The following is a 25,882-nucleotide window of genomic DNA, read 5'->3' on the forward strand; positions in this document are numbered from 1 at the left end:
GCCGCGTCGATGCCGATCTCGAAACGCATTGCGCCCGGTTCGGTCGTCCGGACGCGTGGGTCGAGCACATCATGGACCTGTTCGTCTTCGTGCGCGCCGATGTCTTCGACGGCGTCACCGGCTCGCGACGCCAACGCCACCGGACTCGCGGGAACCGAGCGGCCCCGGCAGCCGACTATTACGTGGGGGACCAAGACGAGGAGTTGACGGCCGTTCCCGCGGACATCGCGCAATGACGACCGCTCACCAACACGTCTAGGTGCGTGCTGCCAATGAACGTCCACAGTGGACAACTGCGGAGACTGTTCGGTGAGGTGGGTCACAATCCGCGCCGGAACTCCGGCGGCTCGCGGCCCGACTGTTCGACATGGCGGATGAAGGGAGCTCGATGTCCATCGACGAGCGTGCGGAACGCGTGGTGGAGGCGCGGGGCGGCTGGGCGTCGATCCGTCCGTTGGTGCTGCGACTGCACTTCTACGCCGGCGTTTTCGTCGGGCCCTTCCTGCTCGTCGCCGCGGTCACCGGGCTCGCCTACGTCTGGGCGCCGCAGGTGGAACAGGCGGTCTACGACCAGGAGCTGCACGTTCCGGCGGTAGCGGGAACCGTCCCGTTGGACCAGCAGGCCGCGGCTGCACGGGCGCTCGTGCCGGACGGCACGCTGACCGGGGTGCGGCCCGGGCCGTCGCCGACCGACGCGACCCAGGTGATCTTCACCCGGCCGGACCTGGAACCCAGCTACCACTGGACGGTGTTCGTCGACCCGCACACCGGCGACGTCCGGGGGCAGCTGGAGACCTACGGTTCGGGACAGGCGATGCCGTTGCGAGGCTGGATCGACGTCTTGCACCGCAGCCTGCACCTCGGCGACTTCGGACGGCTGTACAGCGAGCTGGCGGCCAGCTGGTTGTGGGTCGTGGTGCTCGCCGGGCTCGCGCTCTGGTTCGGCCGGCGCCGTCGCCGGCGCGCCGCGGCCGCGAGTTCCCGCGCCAAGCTGCTGACCTGGCACGGCCGGACCGGCCTGGTGCTCGCGATCGGGTTGCTGTTCCTGTCCGCCACCGGCCTGACGTGGTCGCAGTACACCGGCACCACCATCAGCGAACTGCGCGCGCAGCTGGACTGGACCAGCCCCGCCGTCTCGGCGACGGTCCCCGTTTCCCCGGGCGGACGCGACATCGGCTTCGACGGCGCGCGCGAGGCGACGCTGCGGGCCGGGCTGACCGACCCGGTCGAAGTGCGCCCGCCGACCGGCCCCGGAAAGGGTTACGTGGTCGCGCAAGTCGGCCGGAGCTGGCCCGTGCAAGCCGACTCGATGGCCGTCGACCCGGCCACCGGGGCCGTCACCGACACCTTGCGGTTCGCGGACTACAACCTCGCGGCGAAGCTGAGCACGTGGGGGATCGACGCCCACATGGGCTTCCTCTTCGGCCTGGCCAACCAGATCGTGCTGACGCTGCTGGCGGTCGCCTTGGTCTGCGTGATCGGCTGGGGCTACCGGATGTGGTGGCTGCGGCGTCCGGCACGCGGCGGAGCCCGGTTCGGCCGGCCACCCGCGCGCGGCGTGTGGCGGCGGATCCCCGGACGGGTGCTGGCACCGGCGCTGGTCGTCGTCGCCGTCGTCGGGTACCACCTGCCGCTGTTCGGGTTGTCGCTACTGGGCTTTCTCGTCGTGGACGGGTTTCTGGAGCTGCGGCGGCGGAAGGTGGACGCATGATCACGGCCGGGGGCCTGCGCTGGATCCTGACGATCTTGTTCGTGCTGACCGGAGCGTTCTGCGCCTACCGGTGCGTGCGGCAGGGAAGCGTCCCGGAGCGGGTGGGCGACGTCCTGCACGTCGTGATGTGCGTGGCCATGGTGGCGATGGCGTGGCCGGTGGGAATGGGCATCGCCCGGCTGCCGCAGACGGTGGTGTTCGGTCTCGCGGCGGCGTGGTTCGCGGGCGTGGCCGCGACCGGTGCGTCGCACGCGGACCACGGCGGGCGCCGGGCGGCGGTTTACCACGTGGTGATGATGGCGGCGATGGCGTGGATGGTGTTCGTGATGCCGCGGGCGATGGGCGGCATGTCCGGTGGCGGCGGGACGATGGACATGCCGGGTCATCCCGGGATGTCGATGCCCGCCGGTCCCGCCGGCGGCGGATCTCCGGTCGACGTGACGATCGTCGCCTTGGTGTTGCTCGTCGTGTTCGTGGTGGCGGGCCTGGTCTTCCTGGCCCGGGCGATCGACGAAGCGCGAGCCTCGGGCCCGCCACTGCGGTCCCTCGGTCGTGGCGCCGACGGGGTGATGGCCCTCGGCATGGGCCTGATGCTGCTGACCATGGCCTGACGACGTCGCTACCGCGCGGCGCACCCGGCAACTGAACCTGGTTACCCGAAGATCGCGGGGAACTGGATTTGAGACGTCTCGGCGGCGCGCTGGCACTGGCCGGCCTGGCCTTGCTCGCGACCGCGGTTCCGGCTGCCGCGCACACCGAGCTGCAGGGCAGCGATCCCGCCGAAGGCGCGTCCTTGGCCGCGGCGCCGACGTCGATCAAGCTCACGTTCGGCGAAGCGGTCACGGTGCCGAAGGACCCGATCCAGGTCACCGGGCCCGTGGTGAGCGCGCCCGTGCAGGCGGCCGGCCCGGCCGGGGCCTACACGGTCAGCTACAAGGTGATCGCCGACGACGGCGACGAGGTGACCGGTGCCGTCCACTTCACCCTGACGGCCGCGGCGCCGTCCAGCAGCGCGGCGCCGTCGAGCAGTACCGCCAGCACGAGCCCTTCGGTCGCGCCCGCGGCGTCGTCCGGCAGCGGAGGCGGGTTCCCGCTCTGGGCCTGGATCCTCATCGCCGTGGTGGTCGTCACGATCATCGCGGGCGTGGTGCTCCGGTCGCGGCTCAGCCGGCCGAGGGCGTGAGAACCTTGTCCAGCACACCGGCCTTGACGTCGGAAACGAGGACCTCGAGCTGCGCGAGGCTCATCTCGATCCGCTGGCCGAAGTCGTCGGTGATGACGATCGCGCGCTCCGGCGGAGCGCCTTCGGCCACGTAGAGCTCGGGGCAGCCGCAGTTGCACTGGCCGCAGAAGGTCGCGATGTGACGCAGGTCGGCAGGCTGTGAGGTCATCGTCGGCTCCTCGGGAGTTGAGTGACTGCCTCGGTAGTCGTCCGGCGAGCCGGGTTGGTTCCCCGCGATCGTCAGGCCGCGCGACGACGGCTCGCCGGCAGGTGCGGGAACCGGCGGCGCCGGCCCCGGCCGCCGTCTGCGGCCCGGGGTTCCCAGTCGAGCGTGACCTCGTCGTGCGTCGTGGCGCCGACGCGCGTGCTCGGGCCCGGTGTCGACGTGCGGCGGTGCTGGCGACGGACGCCGTAGAGGAGCCCGAGCCCGGCCACGAGCAGGCCGTGGGAAAGCACCCGTGACACGGTGACCGCGCCGTCGAAGAGATCGATGCCCGACATGAGACCGAGCACGGCCACGAAGCCGGCCAGCGCGGGCAGCAGCCCCGACGCGGTGGCCGGTCGCAGCGCCGCCCAGAGCAGGCCGAAGCCGACCGCGAGGTTCCAGGCCGCGCTCTCGTTGCCGAGGTGCACCGCCATCGCCATCATCCCGCCGTGTCCGGCGTGGCCGACGTCCGCGCCGAGCAGTTCGGCGAATCCGAGACCGCTCTGGCCGAGGGCGACCAGGGCCAGCGCGATCCGCAGGCCCCAGCGTTGCGCCGGCGGGGCCGGGATCTCGGTGAGGATGCGCTCGGTCAGGTCGGGCACCCTCGGCGCCTCGCGGACCAGGAGCACCCGCCGCAGCCGCACGGCGTCGTCCTGCCAAGCGCGGCACTGCGGGCAGCCGGCGAGGTGGAGGTCCACCACGGAGTCCGGCAGGGTCGCCGTTTCACCGTCGATCCGGGCCGAGAGCGCTTCGCGGAAGTCGGAGCAGTTCACCCCCACATAGTCGCGCGGAGACCCCTCGGAGTTCCCGGTGGAGTGGGTTACGGTGTCGTTTCGTGAACTCCAGCCGGGAACGTGACGACGAACGGATCACCGCGCTCGCCATCGCCGCGGCGCGCGGTGACCAGCGTGCCTACGAGCAGTGGGTGCGGTCGACGCAGGCCGACGTCTGGCGGTTCGTGGCCCACCTGACCGACTCCGCGGCCGCCGACGACCTCACCCAGGAGACCTACGCCCGGGCCGTGAACTCCCTCGCCCGGTTCGCCGGCCGTTCCTCGTCGCGCACTTGGCTGCTGTCCATCGCCCGCCGCGCCGTCGTCGACCACTTCCGGGCGCGCTCGGCCCGGCCGCAGGTGTCCGGACAGGACTGGGAGACGGCCGTCGAGGAGCACTCCGTCCGCAGCCGCGCGGATTCCGCGGGGTTCGAAGAGTTCGTCGAGGTCGGTCTGTTGCTGCGGGGCCTGGACGACGAACGCCGTGAGGCGCTCGTGCTGACGCAGGTGCTCGGGTACACCTACGCCGAGGCCGCCGAGATCTGCGGTTGCCCGATCGGGACGGTGCGTTCCCGCGTCGCCCGCGGCCGCGATGACCTCCTGGCCGCGCGCGACGAGCGCGGCAACGCCATTTGACAGTCCACAGTGGAATAGGTCAGCCGACCGCCGGGTAGCCCGGCCGGGTCCCGGCCATCGCCGCCAGAAGGTCTTCCCGGGCTCTGGCCACGCGGGAGCGGATCGTGCCGACCGGGCACCCGCAAACCTGCGCGGCGTCCGCATAGGACAGTCCCAGGGTCTGGGTGAGCACGAACGCGTCGCGACGGTCGGCGTCGAGCGCTTGGACCAGCTGATCGAGCACGATCTGCTCGTCGAACCGCTCCGCGTGGTTCGGCTCGGTGCGCTCCGCCGCGGCCTCCCAGTCGGTCACCGACGACCGGCGCGGCCGGGCTTGGAGCGCCCGGATGTGGTCGGCGACCGTCCGTCGCGCGATGGACAGCAGCCAGGTGCGGGCCGAGGAGTCGCCCTTGAAGCGGTGCAGGCTGCCCAGCGCCCGCAGGTAGGTCTCCTGGCTCAGGTCGTCCGCCGACTGGGCGTCGCTGAGCCCGGCGACGAACCGCCAGACGAAGGGCTGGGTGGAGCGGAGGAACTGCTCGAGAGCCGGGCCGTCGCCGCGGCCGGCGAGCAGGGCCCACGCGTGATGTCGGCGTCGTCCGCGCGTTGTGGCCTCACATCCGCTACTACGTCGCCGGTGCCGGTCCGGTTGAAAACGATCTTGAGAAATATTCGCGGGAACCATCCGCGTCGCGGGGCCGACCTTGCCTCGGCGAGGGCTCTTCCCCCGTCACGACACGGCCACGGCCGGGAAGGTGGACACGATGACCCAGACGACTTACGCGGTGACCGGGATGACCTGCGGGCACTGCGCCGGTTCGGTCCGTGAGGAGCTCGGCGAGCTGCCCGGCGTCCGTGAGGTCGACGTCGATCTCGGCACCGGCAACGTCCTGGTCACCAGTGAGACGGCGCTCGAGTTCGGCCGGGTCGAGCAGGCGATCCGCGTCGCGGGCTACCAGCTCGTCCGATGACCACCGGAGGCCGTCGGCCCGACCCCGTCACCGCCCCCATCCGCGCCCTCGACCCCGGTCGTGTCGATGTCCGGGACGCAGTAGCGGCACCGGCGCCTGCTGCGGCCGGGCCCGGGATCGAGCTGATCATCGGCGGCATGACCTGCGGGTCGTGCGCCGCCCGGATCGAGCGCAAGCTCAACCGGCTCGACGGCGTCGAGGCCAGCGTCAACTACGCCACGGAGAAGGCCCTCGTGCGGGTGCCGCCCTCGATGACCGTCGACGACGTGATCCGCGCGGTCGAGGCGGCCGGCTACACCGCCGCGCCACCCGAACCACCCCAGGCCGAGGAAAGGGCCGAGCCGTTGCCGGCCGACGCGCTGCTCCGCCGGCTGCACGTCTCGGCGATGTTCGGCGCACCGGTGATCCTGCTGGCGATGGTGCCGTTCCTGCAGTTCCCGGCCTGGCAATGGGTTTCGCTCGTCCTGGCGTCCCCGGTCGTCGTGTGGGGCGCCTGGCCGTTGCACCGGGCGGCCTGGACGAACCTCCGCCACGCCACCGCGACGATGGACACCCTGGTGTCGATGGGAGTGGCCGCGGCCTACCTCTGGTCGCTCTACGCGTTGTTCTTCGGCGGCGCCGGCGTCATCGGCATGCGCCACGAGTTCGAGTTCACCCTCTACGCCGACCACGACGTCGACGGGATCTACTTCGAGGTCGCCACCGGTGTCACGCTGTTCATCCTGGCGGGCCGGTACTTCGAGTCCCGGTCGCGACGCCGGGCGGGTGCGGCGCTGCGGGCGCTGCTGGACCTCGGCGCCAAATCCGTCTCGGTCCTGCGCGACGGCTGCGAAGACCGCGTCCCGATCGACCGCCTGCGCGTCGGTGACCTGTTCGTCGTCCGGCCGGGGGAGAAGATCGCGACGGACGGCGTCGTCGTCGAGGGCGCGTCCGCGGTCGACCTCAGCCTGGTGACCGGCGAGGCCGTGCCGGTCGAAGTGGCGGCCGGCGCCGAGGTGGTCGGCGCGACGGTGAGCATGAGCGGGCGCCTCGTGGTCCGGGCGGCGCGCATCGGCACCGAGACGCGGCTCGCGCGCATCGCGGCGATGGTGGAACGGGCCCAGAGCGGCAAAGCCGACGTGCAGCGGCTCGCCGACCGCGTGTCCGCCGTCTTCGTGCCCATCGTGATGGGCCTTTCGGTGGCGACGCTGGGTTTCTGGCTCGGCTCCGGAGCCGAGACCGGGATCGCGTTCACCGCGGCGGTCGCGGTGCTGATCATCGCTTGCCCGTGCGCTTTGGGGCTGGCGACGCCGACCGCGCTGCTCGTGGGCACCGGTCGCGGCGCCCAGCTCGGCGTGCTGGTCAAGGGACCGGAGATGCTGGAGTCGACGCGGCGGGTCGACACCGTCGTGCTCGACAAGACCGGCACCGTCACCACCGGGAAGATGACGCTGGCCGGGGTCAAGACCGTCGACGGCGTGCCGCAGGACCTCGCGCTGCAGCTGGCCGGCGCCCTGGAAAGCGCGTCGGAGCATCCGATCGCCGTCGCCGTCACCGAAGCGGCCCGCCGTCGCTTCGGCGACGTCGGCCAGGTGCGCGAGTTCCGGGCCGTCGCCGGCTACGGCGTGCTCGGCCGGGTGGACGGCCACCGCGTCGTCGTGGGCCGCCCCGAGCTTCTGCAGAAGATGTCCGTCCGGGTGCCGTCGGTGTTGTTCAAGGTGAAGCAGCAGGCCGAACGTGCCGGGAACACCGCGGTCATCCTCGCGTGGGACGGGTTCGCCCACGCCGTGCTGGTCGTGGCGGACACGGTCAAGCCGACGTCCGCGCCGGCGGTCTTTCAGCTGCGCCGCCTCGGCCTCACCCCGGTGCTGCTGACCGGGGACAACGAAGCGGTGGCTCAGGCGATCGGGCAGGAGGCGGGCATCACCGAGGTGATCGCCGGCGTTTCCCCCGAGCAGAAGGTCGAGGTGATCGCCGACTTGCAGGCCCAGGGCCGCGTGGTCGCGATGATCGGCGACGGCGTCAACGACGCCGCGGCGCTCGCCACCGCCGACCTGGGGCTGGCGATCGGCACCGGCACGGACGCCGCGATCGAGGCCGCGGACCTGACCCTGGTCCGCGGTGACCTGATGGCCGCGGTCGACGCGATTCGCTTGTCCCGCCGCACATTGGCGACGATCAAGGCGAACCTGTTCTGGGCGCTGGCCTACAACGTGGCGGCGCTGCCGCTGGCGGCCGCGGGCCTGCTCAACCCGATGATCGCGGGCGCGGCGATGGCCGCGTCGAGCTGCTTGGTCGTGTCGAACAGCCTGCGCCTGACCCGGTTCCGCGGCACGGCCACACCCGAGTCCGCCTGGAAGCCGCGCGGCTGATGAATGGTGCACCGGCACGAAGCCGACGTCCGCCGCCGACTCTCGCCGATGCTCTGGGGCTTGCAGTCCCTACCGGCTCCGCCCCCAACGATGTTTCGTGCACCGGAGAGGCGAACGCGGGTCAGCCGAGACCCCCGTCCCTCGCGGCGCCGCGCTTCAGAGGCTGCGGGCGACGATGTCGCCCTGGGTGGTGGTGGCGTGGATGGTGAGTTCGGGGGTGCCGTTGTTCTTGAGGGTGTTGTCGATGCGGCCGTGGGTGGTTCCGGCGTCGAGGGTTGCGGAGACGCCGGGGGCGGCGCCGATGGTGATGCTGCCCGCCTGGGTTTGCAGTGTGACCGTGCCGGTGGTGGCTTCGGTGATGTGGATGTCGCCGCGGGCGGTGGTGATGTCGGCGGGGCCGTCGAGGTGGCCGATGTGGATGTCGCCGTCGGTGGCGGTGAGGTGGATGGCGGCGGTGTGGGCGAGGGTGATGTGGCGGTGGGCGCCGGTGAAGGTGACGTTGCCGAGGCGGCCGGTGCTGTCGAGTTCGGCGGCGGTGGTGGTGGCTTCGATGTGGGAGCCGGTGGGGAGTGCGATGGTGACGTCGATGGAGCCGGACGGCCCGAAGTACTGGTTCTTGCCCTGCGGGGTGTGGATGTGCAGGACGCCGTCGGTGTAGGTGACGGTGGTCTGTTCGGCGGTTTTGACGTCGCGGGTCTTGGCCGGGTTGGCGGGGTGGATGTCGACGGTGGTGTCGGTGCGGTCGGTGGCGTGGAGGTGGATGCGGCCGGCGGGGAGGTCGAGGGTGGTGGTGATCGGGGTGGTGGTGGCGAAGGTCTGCATGGGTTCTCCTGGGTTCGTGGTCCCCGGTGGTGGGGACGTGAACCACTGTTGCGGGGTGGGCTGACATCGGGCGGCCACGGCGCTGACACGGCGGCTGACACGGGCGGCCGGCGTCAGGGTCGATTGCGAAATGGAACCATGCTCCGTATAGTAAGTGGAGCAAGGTTCCGCTTCAGTCTCGGCCGAGGCTGAACCTCCTTGCTCGCCCTGCGATCAGCGGGGAGCTCTTCGAAAGGAACGTTTCCGCATGCCCGAATGGACTTCCGTCGCCGACACCTACCTGCACCCGTCCGCACCCCCGGTGATGTCGGTCAGCCCGGTCACGCTGACCGTGCCCGGTCGCCCGCTGGATCTGGAGGTCCGCGTTTCGGCCCCCGTGACCGGCGCCGATCTGCCGATCATTCTCTTTTCCCACGGCCAGGGCGGGGCGTACGGGCTCTCGTCGCTCGACGGCTACCTCCCTCTGGCCAAGGTCTGGGCGGCCCGCGGGTTCGTCGTCATCCAGCCCCACCACCTCAGCGCCCCCAGGCTGAGCCACCGGGTCGCCGACCAGCCCGGAGCGCCCTTCTTCTGGCGCTCGCGCGTCGAGGACATGAGCGGCATCCTCGATCGGCTCGACGAGATCGAGCAGGCCGTGCCGCAGCTCGCCGGACGGCTGGACCGCGGCAAGGTCGCCGTCGCCGGCCACTCCGCCGGCTCGTTCACCAGCGAACTCCTCCTCGGTGCCGGCGCCACCGACCCCGACACCGGTCGGGCGATGAACGCGCTCGACCCCCGGATCACGCAAGGTGTGCTGCTGGGCGCCATCGGCCGGGGCGGCGACGCCTTCGACGGGTTCATGTCCGCCCGCGTGCCGCTCTTCCGCACCACCGACCTCACCACGATGACGACACCGGCTCTCGTGGTCGCCGGCGACAAGGACGACTCCCAGCACTGGACGACGATAGGACCGGACTGGCACGCCGACCCCTACCACCTCGCGCCCGGACCGAAGACACTCCTCACCGTCTTCGACGGCGAGCACCTCTTGGGCGGCATCCAAGGCCACGACAGCATCGAGACCACGGACGAGAGCCCCGACCGGGTCGCCGCGATCGCCGAGCTCACCGCGGCCTACCTCCGCTCGGCGTTCCACCCCGGCGACAGCTCCTGGCAGACAGCCCAGGCCGCGCTGACCACCGGCCCCGGCGCCCTGGGACGCGTCGAATCCAAGTGATCCCGAAACGGTTCGACGCGCGGCGAAACCGTTGGCTGAGTGCCGGGAGCGACACCACGCCGGCTCAGGCCCGGTTGATCCGTTCGATGAGCTCATCGCGGTACTCCTGCACCGCCCGGAACTCCGGTTCGTCGCCGGTCGCCCGCTTCAACGCGCCTTCCAGGATCTTCAGCCCCTGGCGTTCGTCGCCGCGTGCATCCGCCTGTCTCGCGGCGTTCTCCATGGCTTTGGCCAGCGTGGTCCGTGCTTCGGGTTCCTGGGCGGCCTTGCTGATCCGGATCCAGTTGCCGCCCGGATCGACGACGGTGAACCCGGTGTACCGGTCGTTGCGCAGCCGCGGCCGGGTCATCCGCGGGATGCCGGAGACGAGCAGTTTTCCGTGCACGGAACGCATCCCCGCCGCGAAGGCCTCGAACAGCTCGCCGGTGTCCGCCACGATGACCAGGCACGTGCTGTAGGACTGCGCCGGGTCGTAGCCGTCCATCCCGAAGAAGTGCAGATTGATGTCTTCCCGTCGCACCGCGACGTGCGGGTTCGGCCGCATCTGCCGATAGGTGATCTCGAAGCCGAGCATTTCGTAGAACGACGCGATCTCGTCGATGGAAGGACAGGGCAGGAGCGGAATCGTCAGTTCGTTCGCCACCACGCGAAGGTAAGCCCGGACCTGCCGAAACGACACGTAGCTATTTGCTCATGCGAACAGCGCGATCGTTGACGATGTCCCGCTTGCGTGGCGGCAGTTCCGCCGGCGCCACTTCAGCATGAGCCGGTCTTCGGACTTGGTGAGGTCGCCCAGTCGGCCGTGCTGGTGCCGAACTGGGCGTCCTCGGCGATGACGTTGGTGGTCTTGCCGTAGTAGGTCTTGTAGTAGTTGTCGACGGCGCGCTGGACGCACCACACACCGTGTCCGCTGTCGCCCTTGCTGATGGTCTTCGGCGGGGTCGCCGCGGACGCCGCCGGGGCGGCGGCCATACCCAGGGCGACGGCGATCACGACCAAAGACTGCCGACACCGATCACACCGTCCGGCTCTGGGACGTCAGCGGCACGGGAACGCCGGAACAGCTGGGCGCACCGCTGAACGGGCACACCAGCTTCGTCTACCAAGTGACCTTCACCCCGGACGGCGCCACCATGGCGAGCACCGGCCAGGACGGCACGATCCGGCTGTGGGACGTCCACGACCCGGCCAACGCCACTCCGATCGGGCAGGCGCTGACCACGCACACGGCCCCCATCGACGGCGCCGTGTTCAGCCCGGACGGCACCGTGCTCGCGACCGCGAGCGACGATCGCACCATTCAGCTGACCGCGATGGACGTGCGGGAAGCGGAGCGCCGGATCTGCGCCGACACCGCGGGGGTGCTGACTCCGCAACGCTGGGCTCAGCACGTGCCCGAAGCGACGTTCCCCGCTTCCTGCGGATGACTGTCGCCTTCGGAGCCGGACTGTGAGCCCGCTGTCCGCGCCGGTCTCGCGCGACCGGCGCGCACAGCGGGCCGGGTGGAGTCAGCGGGCGGGAAGCCCGGTGTTGCCCGAGGCGAGCAGGGCGCCGGTGTGGCTGCTGTGCTTGTCGGCCGACGCGACGAAGGTGTACCTGGCCGCTTGCCCGTTGAGGTTCGGCGTCCAGCACCGGCGCTGCCCCGGCAGCACCTTCCCGTTGCCGCCGGAGCTGTCGCAGGTCACGGTGCCGACCGGCACACCCTGGTCGTAGCGCACGAGGTACGCCTGCGCGTACTGGCTGGCCGTCATGGCCTGGTCGAAGAGCACGAACGCGAAGTACAGGTCACCCTGGCGGCACAGCTGGACCTCCCCGACGACGACGTTGTTGGTGGCGATCACCGCGGCCCGCGGTGTCACGAGCGTCTGGTAACCGGCGCTGTTCTGGCAGTCCGGACTCGAGCGGACGTCCGCCGACGCGGGCACGGCCAGCCCCAGCACGGCCGCGCTCGCGATCGCGCACGCCGCCATCACCTTCTTGATCACGTGTTCCTCCCCTGTTCGATGTGGTCTCCTCACCGACACGCGTGAAGGGGACGGCGGGTTTAGGAGAAGAGGGGAAGTATTCCGGCTGGAGGCGACGCCTGACGCTTGCAGGTTTGGGCGGCTGGTACGACCGCCGCCAGGGTCGCGAAGGCCGTCCGGATCAGCGGGGCGCCTCCGGGGGTGACCAGTTCACCGCGGTCTGCGCGAACTGTGGGTCCGCTGACGGGACGCCGTAGTTGCCGTCCGGCAGGGCTGGTCGCCGTCGCCCGTGGATGATCGCGTCGACGACCTGCAGTGCGATGGCCAGCGCCGCGTAACCGGCCAGCCAGGGCGCGAACCCGGGTGGCTGCCGGTGGGTGGTCACCAGGTCCGTGAGCACCGGGGACGCGTAGATCGCAGGCAGGGTGAGGCTGAGGTCCTCGATCCGCAGCACGGCGTCGACCGCCAGCGACGGCTCGTCCTCCGCGATCACCGGCCGGCGGACCACCCCGGCGAAGGCCGCCCCGAAGACGACCGCGCTCATCGCGAGGAGACCGAGCCAGCTCCAGGCGTAGGTCCGGTACTCGGTGGTGAAGAACATCGTCGCCCCGAGCGCGGCGCCACCGGCGAAGGTCACCACGACCGACGCGAAGTACCAGCCGCTCCTCAGCGCGCGCCACGGCGGCCGCGGCCGGTCGAGCGCCCGCTGGCCCAGTGCCGCGGCGGCTTTGCGGTCCCGTTGCCGGAGGGCGGACCAGATCGCCCCCTGGATCGCGAAGAGGAGGAAGTACGCGACCTTGCTGTCGGTCATCTCGACCCCGCGCACGCCGGGCAGGTACTGCAGGCTCTGGTACCCGAGGGCGCCGGCGGTCCCGGCGAGGTAGAAGACGGCCAGCCGCCCCAGCACCGCCAGCGGCCGCGCGCCCACGCGCATGCCGAGCCGTGTCGCCAGCAGCCGGGTCGGGACCCGCACCCGGACCCCGTGCCGGCCCAGCCAGACCGCGGCCTGCGCCACCTCGCCGCGGGTCGGCACCTGTGCCCCCATGACAGCCCCCTCGCCTCGGGGAGTACACGCGCGAGACGGGCGAAAGGTTGGCCGTTCGTGGATGCTGACCGTGGCTGACGAACACGACGATTCCGCTACGCCGACCTGGTGGAGATCGGGACGTGGTTCGGGATCACCCGTTTCCCGAGCCGGACGGTATGCAGCCAACCCGGCAGAGCCGCCCGGCGTTCGGGCTCGGCGCAGTAAGGCTGGTTGTAGGCCCATTTCTCGCTCCGCGTCGTGCAGCGCGGCGATGCTCCCAGGGCATCGCCGTGATCGAAAGAGGTCTTGGACTCCCACACGGGGCCGGTGGCAACGTCGGGTGGTGAACGTCGTGCATCGCGCTTCGGACGCGATGGGAAACGGGCCTCTCACGCTGCCACGAAAAGGAGACACACCATGAGCAACATCAGCATCATCGGTCTCGGGGGCATGGCCCGCGCCCTGGCCGAGCGGGCGCTCGCCGGCGGCCACGCAGTCGAGGTCGTCGGCCGCGACGCGGCCAAGGCCGAGGAGGTCGCCGCTGCGCTCGGCGCCACAACGGGGACCTTCGGCGCCACCCCGGCCGGCGACATCGTCATCCTCGCCGTGCCACACGCGGGCGGCGTCGCGGTCGTCAGCCGGTACGGGGACGCGTTGGCCGGCAAGGTCGTCGTCGACATCTCCAACACGTTCGCCGGCGCCGACGACACCACCCTGGTCACCCCGGAGGGCACGTCCGGCGCGCACCAGCTCGCCGCCGCCCTGCCGGCGAGCGCGCACGTGGTGAAGGCGTTCAATACCGTCTTCGGGCACGTCCTGGCCCGGGGCGGCCAACTCGATGTGTTCTTCGCCGGTGACGACCCGGCTGCCAAGGCGAGCGTGGCGGCGTTCATCGAGAGCCTGGGCCTGCGGCCGCTGGATGTCGGTGGCCTGGAGATGGCGCGCTGGCTGGAAGGAACGGGCCTGCTCATGATGGGCCTGGCCCGCAGCGGCGCTGGTTTCGACATCGCCCTCGGCGCCAGGCTCCTCGGCTGACTGCGCCCACACTGCCCCTTATCCCCAGGCGACGTCACCACAGCCGGTCGACGGCACGGGGAGAACTCCGCCAACCCTGACAGGGAGTATTGATGCGCGTCTTCGTCACCGGCGGAACCGGCCATTCCGGTTCGTTCATCGTCCCCGAGCTGATCGCCGCCGGCCACGAGGTCACGGGCTTGGCCCGGTCGGACACGGCCGCCGCCGCGCTGACCGCGCTCGGCGCGACGGTGCGGCGCGGCGGCCTCGAGGACCTCGACGAGCTCAAGGAAGCTGCCGCGGACGCCGACGGCGTCATCCACGTCGCCCACCGGCAGGACCTGCTCCCCACCGGCGGGATGAGCGCCGTGGCCGCGGCGGAACTCCCGATCATGCACGCTTACGGAGAGGCGCTCGCGGGCACCGGCAAGCCGCTGGTCGTGGCCGGGAGCATCGGATCACCCGGCAACCTCGGACGGCCGATCGTCGAGGACGACCCGGCCCTGCCCAGCGGCGATGAGCACCAGGGCACCCTGCGGGCTCGCAACGCCGTGGAAAGGGCCGTGATCGACCTCGCCGAGCGAGGGGTCCGGTCGTCGGTCGTGCGGATCGCCAACATCGTGCACGACACCACCGACGATGCCGGCTTCCTTCCCCTGTTGATCGCACTGGCGAAGGAGAAGGGTTTCGCCGGTCACCCCGGAGACGGCACGAACCTGTGGAACGCCGTACACGTTCGCGATCTCGCCTCATTGTTCCGCCTGGCGCTGGAGAAAGGACCGGCCGGCAGCTACTGGCACGCGGTCGAGGACGAGGGCGTTTCCTTCCGCGAGATAGCCGAGGCCATCGGCAGCCGGTTGGACCTTCCCGTCGTGAGCATCCCCGCGGACGAACTGATGACGCCGGGATACTTCGGCTTCCTCGCGAACGTCGCCACCCAGAGCTACCCGGCGTCCAACCTCATCACCCGCCGCACCCTGGGCTGGGAACCCAGCCGGCCCGGCCTGCTCGCCGATCTGGACAACGGCCACTACTTTCCCGCCGTCACCGCGCAAGTCCACGACGACGTGGCCACGCTGGAGGACTTCGTCCGAGGCGGAGAGGGCGCTCTTGCGATGGTCGACGAGAACGCCGTCTGGCGGGAGGCGGAGAGCTTGCCCTGGGGTGGGGAATGGCGAGGGCCGGACGGGTTCGCACGCCTGACCCGTGAGATCGACGTGCTGGCCGAGCTCACCGCACGCGGGCACGAGATCGTCCGGGCCGGCGACGTGGTGGAACTGCGGCTCGACGCCGTTTTCACCTCCCGCAAGAGCGGGCGACAACTGCCGATGAAAGTCGTGGAGCACTATCGAGTCCGTGGCGGGAAGATCTACGGCGCGGACGCCTTCTACAAGGACACGCAGGCTGTCAACGACCTGGTCGTGAACGGTTGATACACCCGGAATCCCCGCAGTACGCGAACACTTCGCCCACGGTAGGGCTCCAAGCAGCAGACGCTGAGAAACAACGCACGGTCGCGGCGCTTCAGGTGATCGACGCGGATGCCGCCGATCTGCTGGTAAATAGGTCATGAGGTGGGCGGCGAGTTCGTCTGCGCTGGGTGTCCAGGTAGGGCGGTGGGCGTCGATCTCGTCGAGCGTCGGCAGGTGCCCTCCTGGGAGGGCTCGAGGTAGCGCTGGAGGGTGTGGCGGTCCTCGTGCCCGGCAGGTTCATCAGGTCAGTCTCGGTGGCGCCGTCTTCGCCGGTGCGCTCCGTGCCCCCGGGTGCCCGGCGGGCCACCAGGAACACCGGGCCCGGCGCAGCGGCCGAGGATCTCGCGGCCGCGACGAAGTAGCTGGGTCTCGTTGCCTCTCCAGTTCGGAGTGGGTCCGATCAGGAGATCTTGAAGGAGTTGGCGCGGTCGTTCATCGACCCCAGGGTGCCGGCAGCGTCCAGCCATCCGGTGGCTGTGCCGGTCGCGTTGTTGCCGTCGAACAGCTTGATGTCACAGGAGTGGTAGGTCCGCACCGAGCTGATCAGGTTGGCCGCGGCACCGAGGTTCGCGCCGCCCTCGTTGTCGCCCGTTCCCGAAGTGCAGCCGACCTGGTAGGCCGGGTTGAAGATCACGACCTGCGAGCCGGTGAAGTTCGGGTCGTAGTAGAGGATGCTGACCACCAGGCCGTCGCCCGGCGTGCCTTGCTGACATCCGAATGCGTTGTCTCGGACGGCGCAGTACAGGGTCGAGGCGACGCTTTCCGGATGGGCACTGACCAGATCCGACACCGTGACCGGCGTGGCGCTGTCGACTGCCTGGACCTGAATTCCCTGCGACTCGGCGACGGGTGTCGACGCGCCGGCCGGGGCGGCCACCGCCAGCAGTGTTGCCGCGCTGGCCGCCGCTGCGGCAAGGCCGACCACGCAGCGTTTCCAGGAAGCGATCATTTCCGGTTCCTCCCTCGATGTGAACCCGACTTCGGGCTCTCGTGAATGCGGCTCTGAGCGCAACCGCGTCGAGGACACGCGCCGGTCGAGCGGCCGGTTTAGCTGCCTGGATCGCAGTCACTCGAACGGCACATCGTCAGCCGAGATGCGCCGAGTGGCAAATCCCGCTGGGAAGAAAGGGGAGCAGACATCGGTCGTACGTGCGCTGTTTATGCTGCAGTAAATCGCGCGAGTACCGGCACGTCGAAGTCGAACGCACGATCGGCGGCATGAGCGGATGTTCGGAGAGCGAAAAGGTTGATCTGGCCTTGAGGACGGCTGCATCTGTGCGTTTGGGCTGCCGCTGTGATCAGGCGTGACGGGTCAGCGGGCGGCGTCCGGTTGGTGGACGCTGAGCTCGCCGTAGGCCCGCAGTACCCCGGCCACATCGGTGGAAGCACCTCGCAGGACGGTGTCCAGGAAAGCGAGAGTGGTTGCGGCGACGATCCGCGGGCTCTCGGTGCGGCCCAGGGAGCCGACTATCGAGGGCACCGGTGGGAGGTACAGCGGGCCGTCGGTGAACGTGAGGTGGGCTGCGCCTTGGATGGTGAGCCGGTAGCTAGGCGCGGTGCTGCTGTCGAGCGCCGCGGTGAGGCGGGGCAGGTAGCGCGGGTCGGTTGCCGGGGTGATGGCCTGGGTGAGCGCGAGCGCCGGCCGGTCGAGGGCGGGGGACAGGGGGCCGTGCGGGTAGCCGTCCAGGTCGATGACGGCGGCGAACCGGTGGTCCTGCCGGACGACCTGCAGGGCGGCGGCGCCACCCAGGGAGTGGCCGGTCGCGGCGACCCGGCCGGTGTCCAGGCGCCCGGCCAGCGGGTCGGCGCCCTCACCCCGGTCCAGAGCGGTCAGCCGGGTGAGGACGAAGCCGAGGTCGGCGGCCCGGATCGCGGTCCAGCCGGCCGCCAGTTCCTCGTCCTGGTCCCGGTCGCCGCTGGAGACGGTCTCGGTGGTGATCGTCCGGCCGTCGGCGAGGACGACGGCCGCGGAGTCGTACGGGTGGTCGAGGGCGGCGACCACGTAGCCGTGGCTGGCCAGTTCCTCCGCCCAGGCGGTGTTCTGGGTGCGCACTCCGCCGGACCCGGGGGAGAACAGCACGATCGGGAACCGTCCTCCTTCGCGGGCCACCGGGGCGTCGGAGACCGAGTGGGTGCGGGCGCGCGGAACGTCGTCCAGCAGGAACCGCGGCAGGCCGGTTCCGGCGGCGAGGGCTTCGGAGACGGTGCGCGCTTCGTCCTCCGTGCGTCCTAGGTACGGGGCCCGTGGTGCGTCCGCGGGGCTGCTCTGCGCGGGGTACCAGAGCTGGACCACGACCGTGCGCCGGTCGTCCGGATCGGCGGTGAAGGTCTCGGGGCGGAGCGGGTCGGTCCACTGCAGCACGCGGGTGCCGACCGCGAACCCGCCCGAGGGGACGGGGAACACGGGGACGGGAAAGGCCCAGACGGCGACGGCGCCCGTGGTGATCAGCCCGGCACACGCCACCGATCCCGGCAACGCGAGCCACCAGCGGGCCCGCCGTGCCGGCCGGCCGCCACGACGTCGCAGCAACGGCGAGAAGGCGAACGGCGCCGCGAAGGCGGCGCCCGCCAGCACCGGCAGCATCTGCCAGCGGATCCCCGTCACGCTCAGCGCGATCGCGGACGCCAGGAGAACCGCCCCCGCCGCAATCGTGGTCCGTGCGCGGGCGGCGGGCGGGAGCCAGCGCGCCACCACCAGCGCGACGGCTCCGAGCAACGCCAGGATTTCCAGGAGGCACAGGTTCAGTCCCGTGATGATCTCGGTCACCCGGCCATCTTCGGCGCGGGGGAGGCGCGGCCACATCGCTCCCGGGTCGCCATTCCCGGGCGACCGGGAGCGCAATCCGGAGCAGGCCCAGTGAGACGGGAGTGGCAATCGGGCGGCCCGGATCGGTGGCCGGTTTGCGACTGCGGGAGGTGGTGGAACTCCTCCTCAGGTCGTATCCGGGCCGGGTGCCGTCAGACGCCAGGCTCATGTGCGGAGCCGGGCCCACGGCCTAGCATGGCGGCACCGGGTACGCGCCCTGTACTCGGCTCCGGCGGTACGCGGGGGCCGCTCCGGGGCTGGATCGACAGGAACGTGCGATGACCGTGGCGGCTGCCGGATCCGGCGATCAGCAGGTGCGCTCCGCGAGGACAGCCGGCACTCTTCCGGCACGGGCGGCGCGGCTGGGGAGAGCCGCCACACGCCGGGTGTCCCGGCTGCCGCCGGTGGTGCGGGGTTCGCTGCTGCTGGCGCTTCTCCTGCTCAACGTCGTGACCACTCGGCCGCCGCGAGAGCTGCCGGCCGCCGTGACCTTCACCGTCGTCCTCATGCTGCCCCTGGTGTGGCGGCACCGGGCCCCGCGCACGGTGTTCGGTGCGGTAGCGGCCGTGGCCTCGGTCCAGTGGCTGCTGGACGTCCAGCTGCCGGCCGACATCGCCTTGCTGGTGGCTCTCTACACGGTGGCCGTGCATTCGGACCTGCGCGGCACGCTGGTCGCCGGGGCCGTCCTGGAGGCCGGGGGCTTCCTGGCCTGCCTGCGCTGGGCCACCGACGGCGCGTTCCTGACGCCGTTCGTCGCGGTCACCGCGATGATCGTCGCCGTCGGCGTCCTCGGGGTGCACGTGCGGACCCACCGCGCCTACCTCGCGGCCGTCGAGGAACGGGCGGTGCGCTTGGAACGGGACCACGACCGGCAGGCGCGGGTGGCCGTCGCCGAAGAGCGGACGCGGATCACGCGGGAGATGCACGACATCGTCACCCACAACCTGTCCGTCATGGTCGCGCTCACCGACGCCGCCGTCTACGCGCAGCACCGGTCGCCCGGCAAGGCCATCGCTGCGATGCACCAGATCTCCGAGACGGGCCGGCAGGCCCTGACCGACATGCGGCGGTCCTTGGGCGTCCTGCGCACCGGCGAACCGGACGCGCTGCGCCACCCGCTGCCCGGGATCGCCCAGCTGACGACCCTCGCCGACCAGATGTGCGCCGCCGGGCTGCCCACCCGGATCGAAATCCACGGCGCCCACACCCGCATACCCGCCAGCGCGCAGCTGACCGTCTACCGCCTGGTCCAGGAAGCCTTGACCAACAGCTTCAAGCACACCCCCGCCGGCACCGACGCGAAGGTCCGGGTCGAGTGTTCGACGGAGACCGTCACCGTGGACGTCTCCGACAGCGGGCCCCGTCTGCCTTCTGCAGCCCGGTCCGGTCACGGCATCACCGGCATGCGAGAACGCGCCGCCGCCTACGAGGGGACGGTGCGGGCCGGACCGCTGCCGGGCGGCGGCTGGGGCGTTCACACCCGCCTGTTCCTCGCCAGCAGCGGAGCGGCGACCGCATGACGATCCGCATCCTGATCGCCGACGACGAAGCGCTGCTCCGCATGGCGTTCAGCACGGTCCTGGAGGCCCAGCCCGACATGGAGCCGGTCGGCGAAGCCGAAGACGGCGCCCAGGCCGTCCGCCTCGCCCGGGAACTGCGCCCCGACGTCGTCCTCATGGACGTCCGGATGCCCGGGACCGACGGGATCGAGGCGACCCGGCAGGTCATCGGGTCCTGCGCGCAGACCCGGGTGCTGATTCTCACCACGTTCGACCTGGACGAATACGCCTTCGCCGGGCTCAAGGCCGGAGCTTCGGGGTTCTTGCTGAAGAACACCCGGCCCGAGGAACTGCTCACCGCGATCCGTCACGTGGCCGCGGGCGACGCGGTGGTCTCCCCGCGGATCACCCGCCGTCTGCTGGAGAAGTTCCGCCCGCACATCCCCGGCGGCAGCGCCGGATGCGACGAGCGGCTGAGCCGGCTCAGCGCCCGCGAGCACGAGGTGCTCGTCCAGGTGGGCGCCGGCTTGTCCAATTCCGAGATCGCGGCCACGTTGCACCTCGCGGAGGCGACCGTGAAGTCGCACCTGGGACGGATCCTGCAGAAGCTCGAGCTCCGCGACCGGATCCAGGCCGTGGTCTTCGCCTATGAGAGCCGCCTCATCCACCCGGCGTGAGGACGAACTTCGTTCAGGGAGCGGTGGTCCTCGGCCGTCCCGGAGTGCTGGTGTGAGGCCCGCCGAGCGCCGGCTCGTTGGTGGCGGTCCTGGCCGGGCAGAAGCCGGCCAGGACCGCGCGAGCCCCGCAGTGCCCGGCTCGTGCCGAGGGGACTGTTGATCGCGGGGTGTCGATCAGTAGGGGTGGGGTGCGTAGATCGTCTGGACGGTGGTGGTGGAGTAGGTGATGTTGTTGTAGGTGGCCTGGTGTTCGCACGTCACGGTGACCGCGGCCCCGGGCGGGATGCCGGGGGTGCTGTAGGTGACGGTGGTCTTGGTGGCCTTGTTCTCCTGGTCGGAGCCGGAGCCGCCGTAGTTGTCGTGGCAGGCGACGCGGGTGTTGCGGGCGTCGAGGCCGTCACCGTTGGTGCGTTCGAACCGGATGTAGCTCTGCATGCGGGCGGATTTGACCGGGCTGCCGCCGGAGTAGGAGTCCCAGCGCAGCAGGGTGGTGTAGGCGTGGACGCGGTAGCCGGTGCCGCAGTCGGGGCTGTAGGACGTGGCCGAGCCGCTGTAGACCGGGGTTCCCTGGTTGGCGCAGGTCGTCGGGGCCGGGGTGGTGGGCGGCGGCGTACCCGGGTCGCCGGGATCCCCGGGGTCGCCGCCGCATCCGTCCAGGGGACATGGCTGCGGGTCTACCACGACTGCTTGAGCCGTGGCAGGAATTGCCGCTGTTCCTATGCTGCAAGCGATCGTCGCTGCCGCGAGAACTGCGAGGAGTTGTCTGCTCGGTGTTTTCACGATCGGACCTTCGTGGACGATCATGAATGCGTTACAGCTCTGCTCGCGGTTCTTGCGCAATTCTTTGGAGTTGCGGTTGTGGAGATTTCTCTCCTCGGCCATCTTTCTGGTCATTATCGGACTTCTCGACGTCAGTGCGGCCGGATCCGGGTTTCCGCACAGCCGTCGTAATTGCCCGCACTCTTTCGGCCCTGTCTGCCGGGTGTCGCGATATGTATCGTCCTCTTGTTGCGCGAAGAATTGCCGGGGTTTCGGAAGCAATGTGGTGCGCCCTCGTTTCGGCCACCGTTCTGCGGGCCGGTGCCGTCCTCAGCGCAGTGGCAGGCTTTCGAGGGTGAACACCGGGCTGGTCAGCGGGGTGCCGTACAGGTAGGTGTCCATCTGGGAATTGGTCACCAGCAACCGATCCCCGTTCAGCGCGACGCCGGTCGTGGTGTCGGCCCCCGGGTAGGTGCGCTCGGTGACGACGCCGGCCCGGGTTCCGTCGGCGGACAGCCGTGCCGTGGTGACGACGTTGTTCACCGAGCGGGCGATGTAGAGGGTGTGCCCCCGCAGCGCGATGCCGTCGGCGCTGTGCAGGGCCGGCGCGTCGATCTTGCGGACTTCGCCGGTGGCGAGGGTGAGCCGGTAGAGCGCGCCGCTGTACCAGTAGCCGATGATCAGCGACTTGCCGTCCGGTGTGGCGACGATGCCGTTGCCGTTGGACTGGCCGGCCACGTAGTCCGGCAGGTGATAGGCCACCTGCAGGGTCCGGTGGGTGCCGGCGGCGGGGGCGTGCACTTCGGCGGCGGGGATCCGGTAGACGACGGCGCGGAAGGAGTCGGTGACGTAGACGTCACCGCGCGGGGTGACGGCCGCGTCGTTGACGAGGGTCGCCTCGCCGGTGTCCGGGACGGTGTAGGCGGAAACGAGCCTGCCGGTGGTGGTGTAGGTGAAGAACCGGCCCGTGAAGGCGCCGGCGACCAGCAGCCGGTCGCCCGCGACCTTGATCCCGGTGGCCTGGGTGCGGCCGTCCTGGGCGGCCGCCAGGAACGGTTCGAGCGTCGCCGCGCCGGTGCGTCCGCGGTAGACGGTGCCGTCGCCGATGCTGGTGGTGTAGACGAAATCGTGGTCGGCGGCGACGCTTTCGGGGAAGGCGTTGGCGCCGTCGATCGTGACCGGGGAGCCGCTGTCCTCGGGCGTGGTCGTGGCGGTGGCGGGAACGGCCAGGACGCCGAGGGCGACGGACGTCGCGACGAGGGTGAACAGCGTGGTGTGCATGGACATCGTGATGAACCTTTCCGTTCGGGTGGCAGGGGACGTGTGGCCGGTCAGCGCAGCGCGTCGGCGATCGCGGTGGCCAGTGCGGTGGCCGGGCGGCCGATCAGGCGGCTCAGGTCGCCGGATTCGGTGAACAGCTCACCCCGCCCCAGTCCCAGGTCGGCGTCGGTGAGGACGTTCGCCAGCTCGGCGGGCAGGCCCGCGCCGATCAGCGCTTCGGTGAGATCGCCCGCCGGCAGATCGGTGTAGGCGACGGGTTCGCCGGTGGCGGCCGAGACCGTCGCGGCGAGCTCGGCCAGGGTGAACGCCTCGTCGCCACCGAGCTCGTACACCGCGCTCGTGTGGCCTTCGGTGGTCAGCGCGACCGCGCCGTGCCGGAGGATCGAGGGCAGGGTGGCGGTGTAGTTCTCCAGGTACCAGCTGTTGCGCAGCAGCACGTGGGGGACGTCGCGCTCGCGCAGGTACTCCTCGGTGGCGCGATGGGTTGCGGCGAGGATCGTGGTGGCCGTACCGGCGTGCGCCATGCTCGTGTACGCGACCAGGGAGACCCCGTGTCCAGCACGACGCCGCGGTCGGCCAGGTCCTTGAGCGGCTCGAGGTTCCGGCCGGTCGCGATGATCCGCGAGGCGGGAACTCCGCGCCGCAGCAGTGCTTCGACGGTGAGCCGGCCCAGCTGGCCGGTGGCTCCGGTGACGACGATGGACACGTGCGGTTCTCTTTTCCGTCGCGGCTTTTCCGCGGCACGGACCCACCGTGACCCCGTGGCTCACCGTTGGGAAGTAGCCACCTTTTGGTAAGGTAACCACCCGCCGGAAAGAGAAGAGGTGGATGCGGTGGCGACCGACAAGGCTGTGACCAGGACGACACCGTCGTGGGATCCGTATGAGCGCGGCTGCCCGTCGCGGGATCTGCTCGACCGGATCGGCGACAAATGGTCGATCCTGGTGCTGGGTGAGCTCGGCAAGCAGGGGCCGAGCCGGTTCACCCAGCTGCGCAACCGGCTCTCGGGGGTGAGCGAGAAGATGCTCACCCAGACTCTGCGCGCCCTTGAACGCGACGGCCTGGTCTGGCGGACGGTCCATCCCGCGGTGCCGGTGCGCGTGGAGTACGGGCTGACGTCGCTGGGCGAGACGCTGCGGGTGCCGCTGAAGGCGCTCACGGAGTGGTCGGTGCAGCACCTGCCCGAGGTCCTCACCGCCCAGGACGCCTACGACAACCGCGACGGGCAAACCGGCTGACGCCTCGTTGCAGCGACCGGGCCAGGTCGCGCGCCGGATCTCTGATCACGCCTCGCCGACGTTTCAGTCCCCTACGCAAACGAGACAGTCATCGGCGTCCCTGCGGAACGGAAGCAGGCCCGGCGGTTCCGCGGTTATCGCTGGGCTGCCGAGGATGACGCGGGGATGGCGCTGTCGATGAGGACGGCGGCGATGGCGGCGGCGGTGGGGAAGGAGTCGCTGTCGAGGACCCGGGTGCGGGCCGCGGCGCCGTCGATGAGCAGGGCCAGTTGTTCGCCCAGTTGTTCGGGGTCGGTGGCGCCGGCTTCGCGGGCGGCCTCGGCCAGACGCGCGGCGATGGCGGTCTTGTACTCGCGGGCGTACCGGGACGCGGGGTGCTGGGGGTCGTGGAGTTCGACGGCCGCCGCGATGTAGGGGCACAACGGCGTGGACGCGGGCATCTCGAACGCGGCCAGCAGCCGTTCGCGGGGCGTGAGGTCGGCGCGGTCGAACACTTCGGGCATGACGTCGGGATCGAACCGGCGCAGGTATTCGGTGACGAGCTCGTCCTTGCCGGCGAAGTGCTGGTAGGCCGTGCGCTTGGACACCTGGGCCACGGCGCAGAGCTCGTCCATGCCGGTGCGGTTGATGCCCTGGTCGCGGAACAGCTGCTGTGACGCGCCGAGGATGCGCTCGCGTGCACCCCGGCCGCGGCGCCGGCCCAGGGGGCCCTTCTCCAGCTCGGTCATGCTCTCGAGCGTACACCGTTCGGTACTGATCGGTGTACATAGCTTGCGCTCCAGGCCGTCTGCGGTTACGTTACATACACAGATTGGTGTACATAACGCCAACTCGGCAACGCAAGGGAGTGACCATGGGAAAGCTCGAAGGCAAGGTCGCGGTGATCACCGGCGCGTCCACCGGCATGGCACTGGCCGGCGCCAAGCTGTTCGTCGACGAAGGAGCGCACGTCTTCATCCAGGCCCGGCGGCAGGAGGCGCTGGACGACGCGGTCAAGCTGATCGGCCGCAACGTGACGGCCGTGCAGGGTGATGCGTCCGATTTGGACGACCTGGACCGCTTGTACGACACCGTTAAGCGGGAAAAGGGCTCGATCGACGTGTTGTGGGCCAGCGCCGGGACGGGCGAACCCGCCGTGCTCGGCGAGATCACCGAGGAGCAGTTCGACCGGGCCTTCTCGCTCAACGCGCGGGCCACCCTCTTCACCGTGCAGAAGGCGTTGCCGCTGATCAACGACCACGGCTCGATCTTCATGACCGGGTCCAACGCCTCCCTCGGCGCCTTCCCCGGCTGGAGCATCTACGCGGGAAGCAAAGCCGTCCAGCAGGCCTGGGCCCGGGTGTGGCTCAACGAACTGCGCGACCGCAAGATCCGGGTCAACGTCCTGACCCCGGGTCAGGTCGCCACCGCGAAACAGGAAGAACTGTTCGACGAGGCGACCAGGGACGCGTTCGAGTCCCTCATCCCCCGCGGAAAGATGGGCCGCCCCGAAGAAATCGCCTCTGCGGCCCTGTTCCTCGCCTCCGAGGACTCCAGCTACGTCAACGGCCTGGAACTGGTCACCGACGGCGGCGCCACCGCGATCTGAGCCACCCGCCCGGAAGAACAGGAAGAGAGCACACCTCATGAGCAGCATCACCGTCATCGGTACCGGAAACATGGCTCGCACCATCGGCACGCTCGCGGTGGCGGGCGGCAACACCGTCGAGGTCATGGGCCGCGATCAGGCCAAGGCCGACGACCTGGCCACGGCTCTGGGCAGCGGCACGACTACGGGCAAGTGGGGCGCCGTCCCGGCCGGGGACATCGTCATCACGGCCCTGCTGTACGACGGTGTCGTCCCGGTCGTCGCCGAATACGGAGACGCCCTCGCCGGCAAGGTCGTCGTCGACATCAGCAACCCCTTCAACGCCACCGGCGACGGACTGGCGCACAGCGAGGAAACCTCGATCGCGCAGGAGGCCGCCAAGGTGGCCCCGGCCGGCGCCAGCGTGGTGAAGGCGTTCAACACCATCTTCCGTGGTGTCCTGGAGAAGGGCCGGCCCGACGTCTTCTTCGCCGGCGACAACGCACAGGCCAAGGCGAGCGTGAAGGCGTTCATCGAGAGCCTCGGGCTGCGCGCGCTGGACGTCGGCGGCCTGAAGATGGCGCACTGGCTGGAAGGAGCGGGCGTGGTCACCATGGGGCTCGCCGGCAACGGGGTCGGCCACTGGGACTTCGCCCTCGGCGTCACCGAATTCACCGGCTGAGCGGCACCGCACTA

At 70.5% G+C, this 25,882-nt stretch carries 30 protein-coding genes; 16 read left to right on the forward strand and 14 right to left on the reverse strand.

Annotated features, from left to right (window positions below; translation table 11 throughout):
- The first annotated feature begins 71 nt into the window (after window positions 1-71).
- The 4 genes from VA596_RS25545 to VA596_RS25560 all read left to right on the forward strand — a co-directional run bounded on the left by VA596_RS25545 (window position 72) and on the right by VA596_RS25560 (window position 2,894).
- Window positions 72-236, forward strand: a complete 165-nt coding sequence (locus VA596_RS25545) for a hypothetical protein (protein ID WP_323330677.1) — start codon at window positions 72-74, stop codon at window positions 234-236.
- Between the two features lie 152 nt (window positions 237-388).
- Window positions 389-1,711, forward strand: coding sequence for a PepSY-associated TM helix domain-containing protein (locus tag VA596_RS25550; protein WP_323330678.1), 1,323 nt, complete (start codon window positions 389-391; stop codon window positions 1,709-1,711).
- A complete protein-coding gene (locus VA596_RS25555; protein WP_323330679.1) occupies window positions 1,708-2,322 on the forward strand; it encodes a DUF5134 domain-containing protein in 615 nt (204 codons plus the stop codon). The genes VA596_RS25550 and VA596_RS25555 overlap by 4 nt, the downstream gene beginning before the upstream one ends.
- Before the next feature lie 68 nt (window positions 2,323-2,390).
- Entirely contained in the window at window positions 2,391-2,894 is a 504-nt protein-coding gene (locus VA596_RS25560) for a copper resistance CopC family protein (RefSeq protein WP_323330680.1), read from the forward strand.
- Here the strand turns inward: VA596_RS25560 and VA596_RS25565 are convergent.
- A complete protein-coding gene (locus VA596_RS25565) occupies window positions 2,875-3,102 on the reverse strand; it encodes a hypothetical protein (protein WP_323330681.1) in 228 nt (75 codons plus the stop codon). The genes VA596_RS25560 and VA596_RS25565 overlap by 20 nt on opposite strands.
- A 71-nt stretch (window positions 3,103-3,173) precedes the next feature.
- A complete protein-coding gene (locus tag VA596_RS25570; protein ID WP_323330682.1) occupies window positions 3,174-3,911 on the reverse strand; it encodes a zf-HC2 domain-containing protein in 738 nt (245 codons plus the stop codon).
- A gap of 62 nt (window positions 3,912-3,973) precedes the next feature.
- Between VA596_RS25570 and VA596_RS25575 the strand changes: the two genes are divergently transcribed.
- Window positions 3,974-4,546 (forward strand): sigma-70 family RNA polymerase sigma factor, encoded by a 573-nt coding sequence (locus tag VA596_RS25575; protein WP_323330683.1) that lies wholly within the window; start codon window positions 3,974-3,976, stop codon window positions 4,544-4,546.
- Window positions 4,547-4,565: 19 nt separating this feature from the next.
- Here the strand turns inward: VA596_RS25575 and VA596_RS25580 are convergent, their stop codons facing one another.
- Entirely contained in the window at window positions 4,566-5,207 is a 642-nt protein-coding gene (locus VA596_RS25580; RefSeq protein WP_323330684.1) for a sigma-70 family RNA polymerase sigma factor, read from the reverse strand.
- Window positions 5,208-5,286: 79 nt separating this feature from the next.
- Between VA596_RS25580 and VA596_RS25585 the strand changes: the two genes are divergently transcribed.
- Complete coding sequence (locus VA596_RS25585; protein ID WP_323330685.1) at window positions 5,287-5,493, forward strand: heavy-metal-associated domain-containing protein; 207 nt, start codon at window positions 5,287-5,289, stop codon at window positions 5,491-5,493.
- Window positions 5,494-5,618: 125 nt separating this feature from the next.
- Window positions 5,619-7,844 (forward strand): heavy metal translocating P-type ATPase, encoded by a 2,226-nt coding sequence (locus VA596_RS25590; RefSeq protein WP_323331120.1) that lies wholly within the window; start codon window positions 5,619-5,621, stop codon window positions 7,842-7,844.
- Between the two features lie 156 nt (window positions 7,845-8,000).
- On the opposite strand, the gene VA596_RS25595 is transcribed toward VA596_RS25590, so the two are convergent.
- Window positions 8,001-8,666, reverse strand: a complete 666-nt coding sequence (locus tag VA596_RS25595; protein WP_323330686.1) for a DUF4097 family beta strand repeat-containing protein — start codon at window positions 8,664-8,666, stop codon at window positions 8,001-8,003.
- 247 nt (window positions 8,667-8,913) lie between these two features.
- On the opposite strand from VA596_RS25595, the gene VA596_RS25600 reads away from it, so the two are divergent.
- On the forward strand, window positions 8,914-9,882 hold the full coding sequence (locus VA596_RS25600; RefSeq protein ID WP_323330687.1) for an alpha/beta hydrolase family protein: 969 nt from the start codon (window positions 8,914-8,916) through the stop codon (window positions 9,880-9,882).
- A gap of 64 nt (window positions 9,883-9,946) precedes the next feature.
- On the opposite strand, the gene VA596_RS25605 is transcribed toward VA596_RS25600, so the two are convergent.
- The gene (locus VA596_RS25605; protein WP_323330688.1) at window positions 9,947-10,525 is read right to left on the reverse strand and encodes a VOC family protein; all 579 of its coding nucleotides are present in this window, start codon (window positions 10,523-10,525) and stop codon (window positions 9,947-9,949) included.
- 113 nt (window positions 10,526-10,638) lie between these two features.
- Window positions 10,639-10,875, reverse strand: coding sequence for a hypothetical protein (locus tag VA596_RS25610; RefSeq protein WP_323330689.1), 237 nt, complete (start codon window positions 10,873-10,875; stop codon window positions 10,639-10,641).
- A gap of 83 nt (window positions 10,876-10,958) precedes the next feature.
- Between VA596_RS25610 and VA596_RS25615 the strand changes: the two genes are divergently transcribed.
- Entirely contained in the window at window positions 10,959-11,309 is a 351-nt protein-coding gene (locus VA596_RS25615; protein WP_323331121.1) for a WD40 repeat domain-containing protein, read from the forward strand.
- An 81-nt stretch (window positions 11,310-11,390) separates the two neighbouring features.
- Here the strand turns inward: VA596_RS25615 and VA596_RS25620 are convergent, their stop codons facing one another.
- Both VA596_RS25620 and VA596_RS25625 read right to left on the reverse strand, forming a co-directional pair.
- A complete protein-coding gene (locus VA596_RS25620; protein WP_323330690.1) occupies window positions 11,391-11,867 on the reverse strand; it encodes a hypothetical protein in 477 nt (158 codons plus the stop codon).
- A gap of 160 nt (window positions 11,868-12,027) precedes the next feature.
- Window positions 12,028-12,891 (reverse strand): hypothetical protein, encoded by an 864-nt coding sequence (locus VA596_RS25625; RefSeq protein WP_323330691.1) that lies wholly within the window; start codon window positions 12,889-12,891, stop codon window positions 12,028-12,030.
- A 399-nt stretch (window positions 12,892-13,290) separates the two neighbouring features.
- Here VA596_RS25625 and VA596_RS25630 point away from each other — a divergent pair, with 399 nt between their 5' ends.
- Both VA596_RS25630 and VA596_RS25635 read left to right on the forward strand, forming a co-directional pair.
- Window positions 13,291-13,908, forward strand: coding sequence for an NADPH-dependent F420 reductase (locus VA596_RS25630; protein WP_323330692.1), 618 nt, complete (start codon window positions 13,291-13,293; stop codon window positions 13,906-13,908).
- A gap of 92 nt (window positions 13,909-14,000) precedes the next feature.
- Window positions 14,001-15,320 carry an NAD-dependent epimerase/dehydratase family protein gene (locus tag VA596_RS25635; protein WP_323330693.1) on the forward strand — a complete coding sequence of 440 codons (1,320 nt, stop codon included), beginning with the start codon at window positions 14,001-14,003 and terminating at the stop codon, window positions 15,318-15,320.
- Window positions 15,321-15,759: 439 nt separating this feature from the next.
- Here VA596_RS25635 and VA596_RS25640 read toward each other — a convergent pair whose 3' ends face one another.
- The gene (locus tag VA596_RS25640; protein WP_323330694.1) at window positions 15,760-16,308 is read right to left on the reverse strand and encodes a hypothetical protein; all 549 of its coding nucleotides are present in this window, start codon (window positions 16,306-16,308) and stop codon (window positions 15,760-15,762) included.
- Window positions 16,309-16,671: 363 nt separating this feature from the next.
- Window positions 16,672-18,126, reverse strand: coding sequence for an alpha/beta hydrolase family protein (locus VA596_RS25645; RefSeq protein WP_323330695.1), 1,455 nt, complete (start codon window positions 18,124-18,126; stop codon window positions 16,672-16,674).
- 425 nt (window positions 18,127-18,551) lie between these two features.
- Between VA596_RS25645 and VA596_RS25650 the strand changes: the two genes are divergently transcribed.
- Complete coding sequence (locus VA596_RS25650) at window positions 18,552-19,685, forward strand: sensor histidine kinase (protein WP_323330696.1); 1,134 nt, start codon at window positions 18,552-18,554, stop codon at window positions 19,683-19,685.
- Window positions 19,682-20,341, forward strand: coding sequence for a response regulator transcription factor (locus VA596_RS25655; RefSeq protein WP_323330697.1), 660 nt, complete (start codon window positions 19,682-19,684; stop codon window positions 20,339-20,341). The genes VA596_RS25650 and VA596_RS25655 overlap by 4 nt, the downstream gene beginning before the upstream one ends.
- 174 nt (window positions 20,342-20,515) lie before the next feature.
- Here VA596_RS25655 and VA596_RS25660 read toward each other — a convergent pair whose 3' ends face one another.
- The 3 genes from VA596_RS25660 to VA596_RS25670 all read right to left on the reverse strand — a co-directional run bounded on the left by VA596_RS25660 (window position 20,516) and on the right by VA596_RS25670 (window position 22,905).
- On the reverse strand, window positions 20,516-21,022 hold the full coding sequence (locus VA596_RS25660; RefSeq protein ID WP_323330698.1) for a hypothetical protein: 507 nt from the start codon (window positions 21,020-21,022) through the stop codon (window positions 20,516-20,518).
- A 408-nt stretch (window positions 21,023-21,430) separates the two neighbouring features.
- Window positions 21,431-22,387 carry an SMP-30/gluconolactonase/LRE family protein gene (locus VA596_RS25665; RefSeq protein WP_323330699.1) on the reverse strand — a complete coding sequence of 319 codons (957 nt, stop codon included), beginning with the start codon at window positions 22,385-22,387 and terminating at the stop codon, window positions 21,431-21,433.
- 44 nt (window positions 22,388-22,431) lie between these two features.
- Window positions 22,432-22,905 carry a Rossmann-fold NAD(P)-binding domain-containing protein gene (locus VA596_RS25670; RefSeq protein ID WP_323330700.1) on the reverse strand — a complete coding sequence of 158 codons (474 nt, stop codon included), beginning with the start codon at window positions 22,903-22,905 and terminating at the stop codon, window positions 22,432-22,434.
- A 309-nt stretch (window positions 22,906-23,214) separates the two neighbouring features.
- Between VA596_RS25670 and VA596_RS25675 the strand changes: the two genes are divergently transcribed.
- Entirely contained in the window at window positions 23,215-23,619 is a 405-nt protein-coding gene (locus VA596_RS25675; RefSeq protein WP_323330701.1) for a winged helix-turn-helix transcriptional regulator, read from the forward strand.
- Window positions 23,620-23,753: 134 nt separating this feature from the next.
- On the opposite strand, the gene VA596_RS25680 is transcribed toward VA596_RS25675, so the two are convergent.
- Window positions 23,754-24,347 carry a TetR/AcrR family transcriptional regulator gene (locus VA596_RS25680; RefSeq protein ID WP_323330702.1) on the reverse strand — a complete coding sequence of 198 codons (594 nt, stop codon included), beginning with the start codon at window positions 24,345-24,347 and terminating at the stop codon, window positions 23,754-23,756.
- 125 nt (window positions 24,348-24,472) lie between these two features.
- Here VA596_RS25680 and VA596_RS25685 point away from each other — a divergent pair, with 125 nt between their 5' ends.
- Together VA596_RS25685 and VA596_RS25690 are read left to right on the forward strand one after the other, a co-directional pair.
- Window positions 24,473-25,207, forward strand: coding sequence for an SDR family NAD(P)-dependent oxidoreductase (locus VA596_RS25685; RefSeq protein ID WP_323330703.1), 735 nt, complete (start codon window positions 24,473-24,475; stop codon window positions 25,205-25,207).
- Window positions 25,208-25,244: 37 nt separating this feature from the next.
- Window positions 25,245-25,868, forward strand: a complete 624-nt coding sequence (locus VA596_RS25690) for an NADPH-dependent F420 reductase (protein ID WP_323330704.1) — start codon at window positions 25,245-25,247, stop codon at window positions 25,866-25,868.
- The last annotated feature ends 14 nt before the right edge of the window (window positions 25,869-25,882 follow it).

It is taken from the genome of Amycolatopsis heterodermiae, from assembly GCF_034929455.1.
Lineage (GTDB): Bacteria > Actinomycetota > Actinomycetes > Mycobacteriales > Pseudonocardiaceae > Amycolatopsis > Amycolatopsis heterodermiae.

Coding starts and splice junctions, on each gene's coding strand:
- VA596_RS25545 (WP_323330677.1), top strand. CDS start 72: ATGGACCTGTTCGTCTTCGTGCGCGCCGATGTCTTCGACGGCGTCACC.
- VA596_RS25550 (WP_323330678.1), top strand. CDS start 389: ATGTCCATCGACGAGCGTGCGGAACGCGTGGTGGAGGCGCGGGGCGGC.
- VA596_RS25555 (WP_323330679.1), top strand. CDS start 1,708: ATGATCACGGCCGGGGGCCTGCGCTGGATCCTGACGATCTTGTTCGTG.
- VA596_RS25565 (WP_323330681.1), bottom strand. CDS start 3,102: ATGACCTCACAGCCTGCCGACCTGCGTCACATCGCGACCTTCTGCGGC.
- VA596_RS25580 (WP_323330684.1), bottom strand. CDS start 5,207: ATGGTTCCCGCGAATATTTCTCAAGATCGTTTTCAACCGGACCGGCAC.
- VA596_RS25585 (WP_323330685.1), top strand. CDS start 5,287: ATGACCCAGACGACTTACGCGGTGACCGGGATGACCTGCGGGCACTGC.
- VA596_RS25595 (WP_323330686.1), bottom strand. CDS start 8,666: ATGCAGACCTTCGCCACCACCACCCCGATCACCACCACCCTCGACCTC.
- VA596_RS25600 (WP_323330687.1), top strand. CDS start 8,914: ATGCCCGAATGGACTTCCGTCGCCGACACCTACCTGCACCCGTCCGCA.
- VA596_RS25625 (WP_323330691.1), bottom strand. CDS start 12,891: ATGGGGGCACAGGTGCCGACCCGCGGCGAGGTGGCGCAGGCCGCGGTC.
- VA596_RS25630 (WP_323330692.1), top strand. CDS start 13,291: ATGAGCAACATCAGCATCATCGGTCTCGGGGGCATGGCCCGCGCCCTG.
- VA596_RS25635 (WP_323330693.1), top strand. CDS start 14,001: ATGCGCGTCTTCGTCACCGGCGGAACCGGCCATTCCGGTTCGTTCATC.
- VA596_RS25640 (WP_323330694.1), bottom strand. CDS start 16,308: ATGATCGCTTCCTGGAAACGCTGCGTGGTCGGCCTTGCCGCAGCGGCG.
- VA596_RS25655 (WP_323330697.1), top strand. CDS start 19,682: ATGACGATCCGCATCCTGATCGCCGACGACGAAGCGCTGCTCCGCATG.
- VA596_RS25665 (WP_323330699.1), bottom strand. CDS start 22,387: ATGTCCATGCACACCACGCTGTTCACCCTCGTCGCGACGTCCGTCGCC.
- VA596_RS25670 (WP_323330700.1), bottom strand. CDS start 22,905: ATGGCGCACGCCGGTACGGCCACCACGATCCTCGCCGCAACCCATCGC.
- VA596_RS25680 (WP_323330702.1), bottom strand. CDS start 24,347: ATGACCGAGCTGGAGAAGGGCCCCCTGGGCCGGCGCCGCGGCCGGGGT.
- VA596_RS25685 (WP_323330703.1), top strand. CDS start 24,473: ATGGGAAAGCTCGAAGGCAAGGTCGCGGTGATCACCGGCGCGTCCACC.
- VA596_RS25690 (WP_323330704.1), top strand. CDS start 25,245: ATGAGCAGCATCACCGTCATCGGTACCGGAAACATGGCTCGCACCATC.